Origin of the sequence: Paenibacillus sp. FSL R7-277, from assembly GCF_000517965.1 — a bacterium.
GTDB lineage: Bacteria > Bacillota > Bacilli > Paenibacillales > Paenibacillaceae > Paenibacillus_AQ > Paenibacillus_AQ silagei.
The window spans coordinates 18,941-34,819 of sequence record NZ_ASPX01000033.1; the positions used below are offsets into that span (position 1 = coordinate 18,941).

The window sequence follows — 15,879 nt, forward strand, 5'->3', positions numbered from 1 at the left end:
GTAAACAAATGGAGCCTGGTGCAAGAATTGCACATTGTAGCGCCCGGCTCTGTTGCACATAATGAATGAAGGAAGCTTAACTTCTCTCTGAAAGCGGGGTCTTCATGTTGTACAGAATCTTATGTGTAGAGCGAAACGCCCAAGTGCGGGAGATCGCTTCTTATATGGCAGGGAGCAGACTTAAGAATTTCATCATTCATGCGCATGCTGATTATTCATCCGATATTCTGCGGCTGATCCGCAGCGAGGGGATATCACTGGTTCTTCTGAATATCAGGGATGCTCATACGCCGGGCATGAGAGTCTGTGAGCAGATCAGGCAGGGAAGCTCCGTTCCGATTATTCTGCTCGGGGGCAGCGGAGATTTCGGGCTGGCGCGCCAAGCCTTACTCTATAATGTAAGCGATTACTTAACAGACCCGGTGGACCCGGCTGAGCTGGGCGGAAGTCTGGAGGCGGTTAGTCGGGTGCTGGCTCAGGCTGGCAGACCCGCTGCTGTAGAGCGGGATTATGCTCAGTTCACCATTCAAAAAGAGCCGTCCTCCCCGTGTCCGATCGTCAGTACGATCAAGCAATGCGTGGATGAGCAGCTCCATCATAATATTACACTCAAGCAGATCTCCGACACCCTGAACTTCAATTGCGCCTATCTCGGACAGAAATTCAAGCAGCAGGAGAAGATGTCCTTCAACGAATACCTTCTGCGCCAGCGGATGGAGAAGGCCAAGCTGCTGCTGGAAACGACCGACATGAAGATCTATGAGATTGCAGACGCTGTCGGATATTCGGAAATCGACTGGTTCTACAAGAAATTCAGAGAATACACGGGAACCAGCGCCAATGAATACCGCAAGCAATGCTTCGTCATTGCCTGAGGCAGAGGGGGGGAGGGAGCGGCCTGGACGAAATCTGGAGCAAGGCTCTGGATAAGTACGCCTGCTGCCTGCCAGACCATCGAAGCGCTGCTCCCCGTCCATTTAATGAAATCAGGGGCACTAATGCCCCTCATTCGGCTCATCCGCCCACTTTTGATGAAATCAAGTGCACTAATGCCCCTCATCACTCTCACGTTTTCCACTTAGCCTCCCGCATTCCTTTCTTCCCACTCCTAAAAACTCCCGTTTCGGCTCCGACTCCTGCTTCTCTCACTCGCCCCTCCCATACACTTTCCCTTCTCATCCGCATCTCCTTCACCTGACAATAGATCAATAATTGGTGAGGATCGGTCATTGTAGGAAGATAAACGATAACTTATTATAGTTTCATACATGAAAGCGTTATCAAAAGCGGAAGTTGCTTACTGAAGAAGGGGGATGACAGACAGACAAGATGCCCGGGATTGCTTGCCCCGGCTTAGCTTCAGGAAGCAATCATACAAAGAGAATATGATGAGGAGTGAAACAATGCGCAGCCAGAGCATGAGAAGCAATTCGTTCCGGAAATTCCTTTACATCTCTCCGTTTATGCTTTTACTCGCTGTCTTTGCCTACTATCCGCTCTATGGATGGGTATATGCATTTTTTGACTACACCCCGCCTATCCCGTTGTCCCAATCTGAGTTCGTCGGCTTCAAATGGTTCCATTCCCTGGTTGAGAATCAGGTCAAGATCGACCAGCTGATGCAGGTCATCTGGAATACCTTCGGCATCAGCGGACTGGGCATCCTCTTTTCCTGGCTCCCGATGATCTTCGCCATCTTCCTGACCGAGATCAAGGCGGTACGTTTCCGCAAATTCATCCAGACGGTCACCACGCTGCCGAACTTTATCAGTTGGGTGCTTGTGTACTCCCTCGCCTTCTCCATGTTCTCCAGTGAGGGGATGGTCAACGGCTTCCTGCATATGACCGGGCTGACCGATTCACCTACAATGTTCCTGCAGAGCTCGGAGCATGTCTGGTGGACCATGTGGGCTTGGGCTACCTGGAAGACACTCGGCTGGTCCGCCATTCTGTACATCGCAGCCATCATGGGCATCGACGAATCGCTGTATGAAGCGGCTTATGTAGACGGGGCTACCCGGATGCAGGTTATCCGCCATGTCGTATTGCCAAGCATGATGCCAACCTACTTCGTCCTGCTGATGCTCCAGATTGCAAGCTTCCTGAATAACGGATTGGAGCAATATTTCGTCTTCCAAAATGCGTTTAACAAGGACACTATTCAGGTTCTTGATCTATATGTGTATAACCTCGCCATGGGCGGCGGCAGCTACTCCGTCTCCGTTGCGATCAGTATGCTGAAGAGTGTAATCAGCGTGGTGCTTCTCTTTTCGGTGAATGGGCTGTCCAAAATGCTGAGAGGAGAGGGCATTGTATGAGTGACAACCAGACCAGTCTTACGCCAAACACCCGGGAGATCGACATCACCAAAAAAACGGTAAAAATGCAGGTCAGCGCTACCGATAAAATCATCTCTACTATTATTTATATCCTGTTCTCACTGTTCGCCTTCATCTGCGTTTATCCGTTCTACTCGATCATTATCAACACGATCAGCGCGAACGACCTGAGCGCCAAGGGCGAAATTATTTTCTGGCCTAAGGGCATTCATTTCCAGAATTATATCGATGTGTTCAAAATCCCGGGTCTGGGCAATGCGTTCATGATCTCCCTCGGCAGAACTGTGATCGGTACACTGCTAACAGTCGGCGCTTCGGCCTTCCTCGGATTCATGTTTGCCCAGGAGGACATGTGGGGCAAGAAATTCTGGTACCGCTTCACCATCATCACAATGTTCTTCAACGCCGGGATCATCCCTTGGTATCTGACTATGAGATCGCTGCATCTGACGGACAACTTCCTGGCTTATATTCTTCCGTCCGTTGTTGCTCCTTTCTTCATTATCCTGGTCAAAACCTTCGTGGAGGCAACACCGAAGGAGCTTCAGCAGGCGGCCAGCATTGACGGTGCAGGAATCTTCACGATTTTCTACAAAGTCATTCTGCCGATCAGCAAGCCGATCCTTGCAACCGTTGCCATCTTCTCGGCCGTCAACCAATGGAACTCCTTCCAGGATACGCTCCTGCTGGTAACGGACAGTAAGCTCTACAGCTTACAGTTCATACTGTATAACTACATCAATCAGGCGAGCTCCTTGTCCACCATGGTCAACCTGCAGAATGCCGGCTCAACGGCGATGGCTACTCTGGCGACCAAGCAGACCTCAACCTCCATCCGCATGACAGTTACCATTATCGTAGTCGCACCAATCCTGCTGGTATATCCGATCTTCCAGAGATTTTTTGTCAAAGGAATTATAATTGGCGCTGTGAAAGGCTAACGGACCTGCGCCATTATGATACATTAATCATTCGGGGGGCTACACATGAAAACACACATTAAGCTGGGCAGAAAGTCCGCGCTGTTACTAGGGACGACCATCCTGCTGGTAACAACGGCGTTAAGTGGTTGCAGCGGTAATTCCAACAATGGAGGAACTGCTGCGGGGACGGCCGAACCCGGAACACCTACTGAGTCATCCGATCCGGGCACAAGCACAGGCATCGATCACAGCAAACCTCTAACCATTACAGTATTCGACAACGCAGCTAACTATCAAGGCGAGCAGACGGGATGGTACGGCAAGCTGCTGAAAGACAAGTTCAATATCACACTGAACATTCTGGCTCCGCAGGTAGCGGGCGACCAGCTGTACAAGACCCGCTCGGCATCCGGCGACCTCGGCGACCTCCTGATTATTGAGAACAGCCAGCTCGAGGAACTGATTCCTGCAGGCATGATTATGGATCTAACCGACATGATTAAGAACACGGAGCATCTGTCCCAATATGTAGACAATCACTTCAAGCCGTTCAATGTGGCCTTCGAGAAGCAGAATCCGGACGGTAAAATCTATGCCCTCCCGGCCTTCACCGCCGATACTTCGCCAACGACCTTTTCGGAAGAGCTGCCTTACTCCAGCCCGATTATGCCTTGGGATTATTACAAGGGCATCGGCGCGCCGAAGCTGAATAATCTGAACGACCTGATGACCGCCCTGAAGGACATGCAGACTAAATATCCGAAGACTCCGGACGGCAAGCCGATTGTTCCGATCACCCTCTGGAAGGACTGGGATGGCGGAAGCATGGAGAATGTCCGCTGGCTCAGCAACTGGTATGGCTATGAGCAGCCGAACGGCACGACAACGATTCAATTGAATGCCAAAGGTGACATCGTGCCAATCGTGGACGACAACAGCATGTACAAGAAGATTCTGCAGTTCTATTATGACGCGAACAAAATGGGTCTCGTTGACCCCGACTCTCCTTCCCAGGACTGGAACAAGGTATCTGAGAAGCTGACCAACAAGCAAGTTCTGCTTCTGTGGTACTCCTGGCAGAGAGGGTTCTACAATACGATTGAACGCGGCAACCAGGGCGACGGCAACGTAGCCGTTCCGATCGGCGATACCCACCTGATCCAGAACAGTGATGCTTACTTCGGGAACGGCAGAGTGTTCGCCATCGGCTCCAAGGCGAAAGAGCCGGAAAGAATTATGGAACTGATGGACTGGATGTCTTCACCGGAAGGTCTGCGTTACTACACCAACGGCTTCGAAGGCTTCAACTATGAGAAGACACCGGACGGTAAATTCAAGCTGACCGAAGTCGGCCAGACCGCATTCCAGGAAAACACCCCAGTCCCTGCCGAATACGGCGGCGGCGGTTACCAGGATGGCCAGAGTAAAGTCAACTCAATGATTATGAGTGATTTCGTGACCGACCCGGAAACCAAAGAATTCTACAACAGCACCTACTGGGCTTCCACCATTGAAGCGAACAAGACTGCGCTGACTACAGATTGGCAGAAGACCTATGACGCCACTACTCCGACCGAGTACTATACGAAGAACAACATGATCGATATCGTGCCGAATATCAATACCAGTCTTGGCTCCGATTCTTCTGACGTCAAGAACAAACGCAGCCAGATCTCGGATTATGTCAAGAACACCTCCTGGAAAATGATCTTCGCCAAGGACCAGGCCGAATTCGACCAGCTCTGGACCAAGCTGAAGAGCGATGTCGAAGGGCTCGGCTGGAACGATGTGTTCGCCGTAGACAAGGAAAGAGCAGAGAAAATCGTTAAAATGCGCGCTGATGCGGTTGCCAATAAGTAAGCAAATGAGCGTTACTGCGTAAGCTGTAAAAGTAAAAGAAGAGGCAGCCCCGGAGCCATGGAAATGGCTTGGGGCTGCCTTTTTTGCGCTTAAGTATGTAGAGCAACTTCTCCGGCTAATGAAGCCCCTCGTCGGCAATCTGCCTACCCATATCCAACCAATCGCTCCCTCATCACCAACCCGCCTACTCCTATCCAGCCAATCAAGCCCCCTCATCGGCAAGCAGATGGAAAAAGGTATCTTAATTTAGCGGATTCCGGCGTTTACAGATAAGCAAGTGGAAAAACAGCATCTAATATTGTTTTTTTACCCACTTTGGTTGAATTGTGATGGATTAAGTGTTGTTTGTCCAACTACTGTTCCCGGAAGGCAGATTTGTTCACCAGCAAGTGGAGAAAATCCAACTATTTCCTCATAACGTGCTCATGGTCGCGTGCAGTGCAGTCTTGTGCAATCGGCGGACGATAGGTGATTAATTAGTAAGTGATTAGTGAGTGATTAGTAAGTGATTAGTAAGTGATTAGTGAGTGATTAGTTGGCGATCGGCGGACGTTGGGTGGGTGACTAATAGGCGATTGACGGTAAGCGGCATACGAGACGCCCATTTCGAACGCCCCCTAACCATTTAGAAAATAAGCTGCGAGAACTGATACAAGCCGTTCTTCCAGACCGGCCAGTCATGGTCGCCCTGCTCTTCTACCCAGATGTGCGGTACGTTATGCTCTGAGAAATAAGCATGGGTGCGGTCGCTGACATACTTGAGGCTGTCGAGGTCTCCGCAGGATAACCAGAGCAGGTTAAGCGCGTCCGCTACCTTCTGCGGGTCGGGTACCAGCAGCTCAGGCTCCTTCGTGTTAGGTGCCGCAGAGAAGGCTCCCACCCAGGCGAAGCGGTCCAGGTTATTCAGACCCATGTTGAGCGATTGCCCTCCGCCCATGGACAACCCGGCCAGCGCACGGTGCTCCCGGTCCGTCAGTACGGAATAATTCGCTTCAATATAAGGGATCAGATCGTTCAGCAGATCAGACTCAAAGGTTGCAAAGGCTTCCAACTTGTCAGGAGCGAAGACGTCACCCTCCGCCCGGTCATTCAACATCGCCCGCCCGTTCGGCAATACAACAATCATGGGCTTCAGCTTGTGATCAGCATAAAGGTTGTCCAGAATAATCTGCGGCGTGCCGTGAGTGTACCATTCGTCTTCATCTCCGCCAATGCCGTGCAGCAGATACAAGACACTATATTTCTCTGTGCTAGAGTATCCAGGTGGCGTATAGACTCTGGCCTTCCGGGTGTTGCCTACTGTGGCAGAGGGATATTCGATCATTGTGATCTTACCACGCTCGATCCCTTCTCTCTCCTGATCATATCCCGCTGCTTGTGTTGTATACTTCTGATGGTTCATGTCCAATACTGCTCATTCCTCTCTTGGATTATATGTATTTCTCTACACTTAGTTTATTCAATAAACTAAGTGTAGAATCCTGCTGAGGAACCTGCTGCAGAAAAAATATATGTAGGATAGAAGGTCTTCTGCATTCTCCTACATTGGACAGTCCCGATTGTATTTAACCTTCGTATACATATGAATGCATCGGAGTAATCTCTACCGGCTGTAGGGATTGATATAGAGCATTAGCCTCAGCAGAAAAACCCGTTATAAAAGCAGTTGTCACACCTTGCTCCTTCAGCCGCAAGAAGCAGGCAGTAACAACCGCCTTGCCGAATCCGCGTTGCCGGTAGTCGGGGTGGGTCCCGATCGTCTCTATGACCGCAATCCCCTTATCGTGATCCACGAACCCGAAACAGAAGGCAACATGCCGCCCCTTCTCATCAACCACAGACAGATCAAGCTCTTCATTATAGGAGGGCAGAGTTTTTCTCCAATACTCTACCTTGACTGGGCTGGAATCAGATGGAGAGAAGATCTGTTCAATCAACTCTCCCTTCGATTCTTCGTCTGCCCCTTCCGCCATGCACCAGATGTAAAAGCCTTCTTCCAGGTTCAAAGTGTACTCAGTATGCACAAGATCGTATCTTCTTGTATTCCCGATATGGGAATCCTGCACAAAACCATGGTCTAATAATGCCTGAACCTCCAGACCGTAGGGATAGCAATCGGTGTTGAGCTTCTTTTTCCCCTCGCCCCATACATTCCGGGTCCATGTGACCATCTCGTCCGCCAGATACGGGTAATCCGGATGAACAATTAAGCTGAAGAAACCGCCTCCAGATTCGGAAATGAACAGGCCTGTGATCTCACCTGCTTCATTGTTCCATAGGTGTGCATTATTCTCCATGAAATTAGGGTCTGCACTTTTGGGCGCTTCGTACCGGTTCCAGAACTCGAATCTGACAAATTCCCAGGTTTGAAGCTGCCCTGTCAAGGTTACCATTTTTCTCAAAAAGGTATGGACGTTGTTGAAGTTCTCCGGGGTGTCTATGCACTTTTCATTGAACGCCTTCATCTCCTCATCTCCATTCTTTCGACTCTAATCATTCACGCTTCTTCTATTATACGTAGGGCCACTTTTCCTTTATAGGCACAGATCTGTTAGGATCATTTATTGCATTGCTCTGTATAGAACAAATTCACCCTGCGGGTGAAGGATGCTGATACCTCGTAATTAGCCTTCCTTGTGGCCCGCGCATCCTCGACGCGTCTATTGTGTTCGGTTTTCCGACCACATTTGGCCCACGCACCCCCGCAGTGCCCAATGTGGTCAGTTTTTCGACCATATTCCGCCCACGCAACCACGCCGTGCCCAATGTGGTCGGTTTTTCGACCATATTCCTCCCACGCATCCCCGCCGAGCACAATGTGGTCGGTTTTTCGCCTACATTCGGCACGCGCCTCATTGGGAGGGCATTTACGCACAGATAGCCGCAACTCATAAATGTCTTTAAAAAACACAAGAGCCTGTCCCCAGGGACAGGCTCTCAACCATAACCTTCTACAGCACTATTTTCACTGCAGCATTATCGGATAATTCAAACGGTCCAGGCGTCACATTCGAGTCCGGGCGCTGCTTACCGAAGAAGTCGCGGTCGAACCGGTACGCCGAGCCGTCCGGCTCCTCGTAACGCATCTCGGCGTGATAGCTTCGGCCCAGCAGATTCGTGGTGACCACGGTCGGCGCGGCAGCACGCAGCAGCTCAGGGTTCACAATATGCACCTGCACCTTGCCGGAAGCCGGATCAACCTCAATCTCAATGCCTTTGTCAGCATAGACCTTCGCGTTCGGCTCATGCGCACCCGGCACCGCATCTTTCAGATAAAGATTACCTTGAATGGCTACAGGAAGGGCCATCTGTTCAGGATGGAACGGCTTGCCGGAATCGATCATCGCCTTGATCTCTTCCTTGGTCAATTCCCACCACTGCTTATGCAGCGCATTCGGATGCTCGTCATAGCCGCCCAGTCCAACTGGATGCAGATAACAGCGGGAATTATCCGGGATACCGTCCATCACCCGTTCACCGTTATCATTAAGCTGCTCTCTCGGGGTAAGCGGCAGATGCTCGAAGAAGGTCATCGGCACTACCTCATTGCCCGTATCCTCATCACGCAGGAAGATATTGTTATAATAGCGGTCATCCCCGCCCGCGATATTGCTGTAGCCCGCAACCGCTGTCTCATGCGGCATATGGTACGGTGTATATCGGGTAAGCTCGGGGCGCACCACGAATCTTCCGGCGAACAGGTTATGGACGAACGCGCCGCCCTGGGCCATATTGCGGAAGTTCATCGGCGACAGGAATAGGTTGTGATCCACCATATAAGGACCGTGGCACACCTCCATGAAGAAATCCTCGGACAGGTTGTCGTAGAACACATTCCGGCTGATCCGGGTGCCCTGTGCCTGCCAGTCCAGCCATAACGCCCGGTAGGAGCTGTAGATGACATTTTCGCAAATCTGGGTATCCAGTGAAGCATGGAGCTTGATTCCGCCTACCTCTGCCCCGTGGAAAATCCGTTTATGATGAATATTATAAATGCGGTTCTGGACAATCTGGCTGAAGGCCCCGCCCAAATGGCCGACGACCCCCGCCTGCTCACAATCATGAATCACATTATTGCGGACGATATGGCTTCCGATGTTATCCTTATGCCAATCCTGGCGGAGTGCGCGGAAAATAACCTCCTGCTCCCGCTGCGTCCCGCCCTTCATCCGGCCATTTGACCACTCGTTATGCCCGGTTGAGATTTCTTTGCCCAGGCTCACCCCTGTGCATTTGGACTCGCAGATGTGGTTGTCCTCAATGATCCAGCCCTTGCTCCAGTGAGGTCCGATCAGCCCTTCCTGCAACGCCGTTGGCGGAGCCCACTGCGGAGAGGCCTGCCGGAGAGTGAAGCCTCTGACCGTAATGTAGCCCCGTCCCGTCTGCTCCGGCCAGAAGCAATAAGGACGAACACTGATCTCTACATTCTCGCTGCGGGGGTCCTTGCCCCCAAAGGTCGCCCAGATCCTGGTGGAAGCCGAGCCTACTTCTGCATACCACTGGAGCAGAGAGTCCGCCGGGTACTTGGCCTGCGGCCATACCTGAGGATCGCGCAGCTTGGTAACGCTGTCACATTCATACAACGATTTGCCGTCCAGGTAGACCTCCCCCAGATGCGGTTCAAACGCCCCTTCGAACAGCCAGTCGCCGTATAATTTCTCCGCAAAAGGATTGCGCACAGCAAACAGGCTGTTCGGCACCTCTGTACTCCAGACACCATCCCCTTCATCCTGCCAGTCCGCCACGGGCTCAGCACCTGTGATGATGACCTCCCCATCCCCGGCAGCCTGATAGACAATCCGCTGTTCCTCTGTTCCTCCGTTAGCCGGGCTCACCCATTCCCTGTATGTACCCGCCTGAACGGTAACCGTATCTCCAGGCTCCGCCAGCGCCGCAGCGCGGGAGATGGAGCGAAAGGGCCACTGCGCTGTACCGGGAGCCTGATCGCTCCCTCGCAATGCAACATGATATTCCATATGAGCATCCTCCTCTTTCTTGTATGTCATATGGACATTTTAAATGAAAATACTTTATTTTGCTATAACCATGTATACAATCCTCATAGAAAAGACCGCAGGCCTTGTACATCCGGCATACGATCCTTCTAAGATAATTCCCCGTAAGGAAGAACTCTTGTATACAATTAGACAACCTAACCTTTGACCCCGCCGACCATCATGCCTTTGACAAAATACTTCTGCAGGAACGGATACACCATAATAATCGGCACGGACGCTACTATCGTCATCGTTGCCCGCACGGACATCGGAGTGACCGCATTCTGCTGGCCTCCCGTTGCCCCCTGGATCATCCCGTCCAGCGACGAGGTGCCGGTGGTGGTATTGGAGTTCTGCAGAATCTTCTGCAGCTCATATTGCAGGGTACTGAGACTTGCATCAGACGAGTTATAGAGGAAGACATCGAACCACGAGTTCCACTGGAACACCCCCGAGAACAGCGCCACCGTAGCCAGCACGGGTACCGTAAGCGGCAGGATGATGCTGAAGAAGGTCCGGTAATCGCCCGCGCCGTCAATCTTAGCCGATTCGATGATGCTCTCCGGCAGATTTTCAATGAAGGAACGGATAATAATCAGGTTGAACACCCCGATGATTCCCGGAAGAATGTAGACCCAGAAGCTGCCAACCAGTCCCATATCCCGTATCAGCAGGTAATTGGGAATCAGGCCGCCGTTGAAGTACATCGTCATGATAAAAGCTACAGTGATGAATTTGCGCAGCACATAATCCTGTCTGCTAAGCGTGTAGGCCAGCATGGCCGAGCAGAAGACAGTGACTACCGTTCCGATTACGGTGCGCAGCACCGAGATGAAGGTCGCATGAAAAATTGTGGCCTCTCTCAGAATATAATTGTAATTCGCCAGCGTCCATTCTCTGGGAAGAAGGTAGATCCCGCCTTTAATGGAATCTTGCGCATTGTTAAGCGATACGGCAAGAACATTCACGAACGGATACAGGGTAACAATCATTAGTGCGATCATGAAGCAGTAGTTGCAAATGACAAACAAGCGGTCGCCGGTGGAAGAGCTTATGGGGGGCTTGCGTTTTTTCTTATGGACAGCTGCGGTCTCCATGCCTGCGCCTCCTTTATTAATACAGCCTGGCTTCGCCCATGCGCTTCGCGGCATTATTCGCCATGAACAACAGGATGAAGCTGACGACCGTCTTGAACATTCCCGCTGCGATGGACAGGGAGAAATTACTCTGGGCAATTCCGTATTTCAGTACGAATATATCAATGTTCTCGGAATAATCCACATTCATGCCGTTGCCCAGCAGGTACTGCGGCTCGAATCCCGATTCCAGCAGATAGCCGATATTCATAATGAGCAGGACAATCACAACAGACTTGATGCCCGGAAGCGTGACATAGATCATTTTCTTGAACCGGTTCGCGCCGTCAATCTCCGCTGCTTCATACTGCGTGGGATCAATTGTGGTCATAGCGGCCAGGTAGACGATGGTGTTCCAGCCGATATCCTTCCAGACGGAGCTGGCTCCGAAGATGGTCCAGAAGTATTCCGGGATTCCCAGGAACAGAATTTCATTGCCGCGGTCAAGGAAGCCCAGACCCACCAGCAGCTGGTTAATCGTACCATCCGGGGACAGCGTCGTCTGAATGATGCTCGCCGCCACGACCCAAGAGATAAAATGCGGCAAATAACTGACAGTCTGCACTACACGCTTGAAGGCAATATTGCGTATTTCATTAAGCAGCAAGGCCAGGGTGATCGCGGTGACGAAGCCGAAGAACAGGTTGATCGAGCTCATCGCCAGCGTATTGCGGAGCACCCGGAGGAAGCGGTCATCCCCGAACAGAAATTTGAAATGCTCGAAGCCAATCCAGGTCTGCTCCATGAACTTCCTGGCCGGCTTATAATCCTGGAAGGCAATGCTCCAGCCCCACAGCGGCAAGTATTTGAATACAAACAGCCAGATTAGAAAAGGGACTGACATCACTGCCAATGCCCGCTGCTGGCCCAGCTTTTTGAAAAACTGCCTCATCCGGCCCGGCTCTTTATCCGCCGCTGGCCGGAATAACGCGGGTACCGTATTTTTATCCATCCGTATCTCTCTCCTTCAGCGCACCGGGGTGTCTAAGCGGCAAGCAGGAAAGACCAGCATCTCGGTACAGCCCTGGTCTTTCCCGCCGATTCCGGCGGCTATTGGTTCGCCAGTTCGACCTTCGCTTTGACTTGCTCAGTGGTCCATTTCTCATAACCCGCAGTATCGAGCTTGCCGAATTCCTTCATGTATTCCTCCCAGACTGCTTCGAACTTATCGGGAGTCGTCAGCACCAGCTTAGGGAAATATTTCTTCGTCATTTCATCCTTGCTGGCTTCCCAGAGCTGTTCCGGGGAATTCTGCTCCTTCGCGAAGCCCCACGCCGGGAAGTATGGACGCGGAACCGGTTCAGCGAACAGCTGGCTGTAGGTCTGTACGCCGTATTTCTCTAAGATCGCCTTATCCTTGTCGGTCAGCGTCATCTGGAAGACCTCCGGCTGGCTGGCAACATTCTTGGCATTCCCGTCAGCCAGGGTAGAGGTGGTGTTGTACATCGGCCAGTTCCAGCTGAAGTACTTGAAGCCGAAGCTCTCTCTGAACGGCTCGTCAATCTTGTCGATCTGCTCCTGCGTACGGTAGTAGCGGCCCTTCTCATTCACTTCATACGTCTCGCCTTTGATGCCCCAGGACATCAGGGTCTGGTTCTCTTCGGTCAGCATGTTGTCGAAGAACTGGATGATGCGGACCGGGTCTTTGGCACTGACGGTAATCCCGATTCCGCGGTTTGTTACCAGGCCCCCAGGCGGATCAAGATAAGCATCCGGCGTGCCTTCCTCGAAGGTTACCGGCAGCGGGAAGTACTTGAAGCCATCCAGGGAAGGATCTTTACGGGCGGCGTCCTTCAGCACATTCAGCGCATTATCCACCTGCCAGCGGTAGTCGAAGAAGCCGAGCACCTTGTGGGAGGTTAATTTGGCGATATACTGGTCATAGTTATCGACGAAGGAGGCTTTATCGAACAGACCGGCAGCATTGAGGTCATTCAGCGCCTTCAGCCACTTTTTGGTGGACTCGGCACCGGCATAGGTCTTGGCTTCCCAGGTGTTCGTATCCACTGTAACGTTACCGTCATTCGGATAGCCCATCAGATGCATCGGCGGGTTGGAGGTGGCGAAGAATCTCCAGTCATGTGTAAGGGAGACCATGCCCGTCAGATTCTCATCCTTGTGCTTGTCGCGGTAATTCTTAATCAGCTCTATATATTGATCCAGCGTCTTGATCTTCGGATAACCCGCTTCCTCCAGCACGCGGCGCTGAACCCAGAACCCCGCACCGGCTTCCGGCTCAGGAATGAAATCGTTCACCTGGGCGGCAATCGGCAGGAAATAGATTTTACCGTCCTTGGAGCGCATCTGATTCAGAGACTTGCCATACACACGCTGGATGTTCGGACCGTACTTCTCAATCAGCTCATCGAGCGGGATGAATGCACCGGCATTCAGCACTTCCTCTATAGCGGCATCGGGAATCAGCACATCCGGGTAATCGTTGGCCGCAATCATGGTTCCGATCTTGGTATTGAGGTCACCCACCACGAATTCCAGCTTGAAATTGACACCGGTCTGATCCTCCAGCAGCTTGCCGATGGTCGTCTCATTGGTATTTCCGTCCTTCGAGCCGGCCACCCCGTTGAAGATTTTGAACGTTACCTTATCCTGCTTGGGTTCGGTCTCTGTGGTGGCGGCAGCGCTTGTCGGCTCCGTCGTCCCCGTATTCTTCTTGGCATTATTAGGCCCCGAGCAAGCCGTCACCACGGATAATGAGACGACTGCCGTCAGAGCGAGAAGCCATATTCTCTTGCTTTTACCCATTGCCTGTACTCCCCCTTGTATATTCATGGTTTAGTGCTTCTTTAGTATAAAAGCGTTTTCATTCCTCCGTTACCCGTGAAATTATGGCTTCTCCTTTGAAAACTATGGATTAACTGGAATTCTAAGCTCAATCCGTGTCCCTTCACCCGGTCTGCTGTCCACCTGGAAGATTGCGCGCCTGCCATACAGCATCGTTACTCTGTAGATAACATTCTGTATTCCAATACGCTCGCCGATAATCCCTTCCATGTCGAGGTATCCGTACAGAGTGTCAACCTGCTCACTGCTCATGCCAATCCCGTTGTCCGCCACTTGGAAGACCATCTCATCCCCCTCCACGCTGATGCGGATCTTAATGCTTCCGCCTTTTTTGAGCGGCTCGATGCCATGAATACTGGCGTTCTCCACGAAGGGCAGGAACACCATTTTGGGGACAACGCAGGCGTAGGCCTCAGGCTGCACATCGATATGATAGCTCAGCTTATCCTCGAACCGGTATTTCTGGATATCCAGAAAACAAAGAATGAAGCCCAGCTCCTCCTCCACGCTCACCCACTCCTTATTCCAGGTCAGCGAGCTGCGCAGGATCATCGCCATGCTCTGGATGATTTTGGCCGTCTCGTTCTCCTGCTTCAGCAGGCTCCGCATCCGAATCGTCTCCAACGCATTGAACAGGAAGTGCGGGTTAATCTGGCTCTGCAGAGCATTCAGCTGCGCCTTCCGCCGCTCCAGCTCCAGCGACTTCTTCTGAATCTCTGTAAGATACACATCGTTAATCAGAGCCTTAATCTGCATAATCATACTGTTGAACTCCAGGGTCAGCTGGCCGATCTCATCGCGCGATTCCCCGTGCATGATCATCTGGAACTGCTGCGTCTTCACCTTTTTCATATGCTTCAGGATCTCAATAATCCGGAGGTTGATCGAACGGGTAATGATCAGAATAATAACGGTGGGGACAATCATCATCAGGCAGGCCGACCAGAGGATGAAATAACGGGATTTCAGCACCTCCTTGATGATCTCCTTCTCATTCACTGTGCCGACAATCCGCCAGCCGGACAGATAGCTGATACTGCCGTATTCCTTCTCGAAATCAATGAGTTGCTCCTGCTTCAGGGAGGCATACAGCTGCCGGTCCTTCCCCTGCCAGTCTATGGCCCGGTTCGTCGTATATTCAATCCGGCCCTCCGGCCCCAGCAGATACACATCCCCCTGCACGTTCAGATTGGCGAAGACCTCCATCAGATCAATCGTCTTAAAATCAATCTTCACCAGCTTCTCCTTGACCATCCGGTCCGCGAAATAATCCATCCGCCGCAGCAGCGAGAACGACTGGAACCGGCCGCCTGCATCCTGGGTGCGGACGAACATCGGCTGGGAAGAGGCCTCCTGCATCCACTCTTTATACCAGACACTCTCCCGGACCTCCGCGGACAGAATCCCGATATTCCCAGAATTCAGCAGCGTGGGGTTATCCACATAGATGGTCTTGTTTTGCAGCGAGGAAGAGAACGGGGAATAGTTGTTCAGGGTGGACCTGAGATAGAGGTCGTAAGCCTCGACATAGTCTTCGGTCTGTGTGAAGTTACGGTCCAGCACCTCATTGGTCTTGTAATCCGCATAGAAAAAAGAGGACAAGCCCACGGCCTGATCCACCATCAGCCGGAACTCATTCTTAATCTGTTCCACCGCCAGATCGATGTCCTTGATCCGCTGCGCCTTCACATTTCCGGTAATCGTGTTGTAGAAGATCACATTCGTGAGAATAATCGGAGCGATGACCCCGAGGAAATAGACGAGGAACATTTTATTCCTGAGCCGGATATTATTCAGCAGCTTCATGCAGCGCCTCCTCCTG

11 protein-coding genes are annotated in these 15,879 nt (G+C 51.8%); 4 read left to right on the forward strand and 7 right to left on the reverse strand.

What is annotated here, in order from left to right; genetic code table 11:
• Positions 1-104 precede the first annotated feature (104 nt).
• From C173_RS11550 to C173_RS11565, 4 genes are all read left to right on the forward strand, one after another.
• The gene (locus C173_RS11550; RefSeq protein ID WP_143803490.1) at positions 105-875 is read left to right on the forward strand and encodes a helix-turn-helix transcriptional regulator; all 771 of its coding nucleotides are present in this window, start codon (positions 105-107) and stop codon (positions 873-875) included.
• Between the two features lie 543 nt (positions 876-1,418).
• Positions 1,419-2,318: an ABC transporter permease subunit gene (locus C173_RS11555; RefSeq protein ID WP_235191861.1), complete on the forward strand. Its 900-nt coding sequence runs from the start codon at positions 1,419-1,421 to the stop codon at positions 2,316-2,318.
• Positions 2,315-3,280 carry a carbohydrate ABC transporter permease gene (locus C173_RS11560; protein ID WP_081751123.1) on the forward strand — a complete coding sequence of 322 codons (966 nt, stop codon included), beginning with the start codon at positions 2,315-2,317 and terminating at the stop codon, positions 3,278-3,280. The genes C173_RS11555 and C173_RS11560 overlap by 4 nt, the downstream gene beginning before the upstream one ends.
• Positions 3,281-3,325: 45 nt before the next feature.
• Positions 3,326-5,122 (forward strand): hypothetical protein, encoded by a 1,797-nt coding sequence (locus C173_RS11565; RefSeq protein ID WP_051477980.1) that lies wholly within the window; start codon positions 3,326-3,328, stop codon positions 5,120-5,122.
• A gap of 625 nt (positions 5,123-5,747) precedes the next feature.
• Here the strand turns inward: C173_RS11565 and C173_RS11570 are convergent.
• The 7 genes from C173_RS11570 to C173_RS11605 form a co-directional block, all read right to left on the reverse strand.
• Positions 5,748-6,524, reverse strand: coding sequence for an alpha/beta hydrolase (locus tag C173_RS11570; RefSeq protein WP_036725116.1), 777 nt, complete (start codon positions 6,522-6,524; stop codon positions 5,748-5,750).
• A 163-nt stretch (positions 6,525-6,687) separates the two neighbouring features.
• The gene (locus C173_RS11575; protein ID WP_036724925.1) at positions 6,688-7,587 is read right to left on the reverse strand and encodes a GNAT family N-acetyltransferase; all 900 of its coding nucleotides are present in this window, start codon (positions 7,585-7,587) and stop codon (positions 6,688-6,690) included.
• Positions 7,588-8,073: 486 nt separating this feature from the next.
• Positions 8,074-10,098, reverse strand: a complete 2,025-nt coding sequence (locus tag C173_RS11585) for a right-handed parallel beta-helix repeat-containing protein (RefSeq protein ID WP_036724928.1) — start codon at positions 10,096-10,098, stop codon at positions 8,074-8,076.
• A 176-nt stretch (positions 10,099-10,274) separates the two neighbouring features.
• Positions 10,275-11,216, reverse strand: a complete 942-nt coding sequence (locus C173_RS11590) for a carbohydrate ABC transporter permease (RefSeq protein ID WP_051477981.1) — start codon at positions 11,214-11,216, stop codon at positions 10,275-10,277.
• A 16-nt stretch (positions 11,217-11,232) separates the two neighbouring features.
• Positions 11,233-12,147, reverse strand: coding sequence for an ABC transporter permease (locus C173_RS11595; protein WP_235191873.1), 915 nt, complete (start codon positions 12,145-12,147; stop codon positions 11,233-11,235).
• A gap of 158 nt (positions 12,148-12,305) precedes the next feature.
• Positions 12,306-14,018 (reverse strand): ABC transporter substrate-binding protein, encoded by a 1,713-nt coding sequence (locus C173_RS11600; protein WP_036724932.1) that lies wholly within the window; start codon positions 14,016-14,018, stop codon positions 12,306-12,308.
• A gap of 102 nt (positions 14,019-14,120) precedes the next feature.
• Positions 14,121-15,863, reverse strand: a complete 1,743-nt coding sequence (locus tag C173_RS11605; RefSeq protein ID WP_036724933.1) for a sensor histidine kinase — start codon at positions 15,861-15,863, stop codon at positions 14,121-14,123.
• Positions 15,864-15,879 lie beyond the last annotated feature (16 nt).

What these genes read in the sequence shown, in the direction of transcription:
- C173_RS11550 (WP_143803490.1), top strand. Translation starts at nt 105, where the DNA reads ATGTTGTACAGAATCTTATGTGTAGAGCGAAACGCCCAAGTGCGGGAG.
- C173_RS11555 (WP_235191861.1), top strand. Translation starts at nt 1,419, where the DNA reads ATGAGAAGCAATTCGTTCCGGAAATTCCTTTACATCTCTCCGTTTATG.
- C173_RS11560 (WP_081751123.1), top strand. Translation starts at nt 2,315, where the DNA reads ATGAGTGACAACCAGACCAGTCTTACGCCAAACACCCGGGAGATCGAC.
- C173_RS11565 (WP_051477980.1), top strand. Translation starts at nt 3,326, where the DNA reads ATGAAAACACACATTAAGCTGGGCAGAAAGTCCGCGCTGTTACTAGGG.
- C173_RS11570 (WP_036725116.1), bottom strand. Translation starts at nt 6,524, where the DNA reads ATGAACCATCAGAAGTATACAACACAAGCAGCGGGATATGATCAGGAG.
- C173_RS11575 (WP_036724925.1), bottom strand. Translation starts at nt 7,587, where the DNA reads ATGAAGGCGTTCAATGAAAAGTGCATAGACACCCCGGAGAACTTCAAC.
- C173_RS11585 (WP_036724928.1), bottom strand. Translation starts at nt 10,098, where the DNA reads ATGGAATATCATGTTGCATTGCGAGGGAGCGATCAGGCTCCCGGTACA.
- C173_RS11590 (WP_051477981.1), bottom strand. Translation starts at nt 11,216, where the DNA reads ATGGAGACCGCAGCTGTCCATAAGAAAAAACGCAAGCCCCCCATAAGC.
- C173_RS11595 (WP_235191873.1), bottom strand. Translation starts at nt 12,147, where the DNA reads ATGAGGCAGTTTTTCAAAAAGCTGGGCCAGCAGCGGGCATTGGCAGTG.
- C173_RS11600 (WP_036724932.1), bottom strand. Translation starts at nt 14,018, where the DNA reads ATGGGTAAAAGCAAGAGAATATGGCTTCTCGCTCTGACGGCAGTCGTC.
- C173_RS11605 (WP_036724933.1), bottom strand. Translation starts at nt 15,863, where the DNA reads ATGAAGCTGCTGAATAATATCCGGCTCAGGAATAAAATGTTCCTCGTC.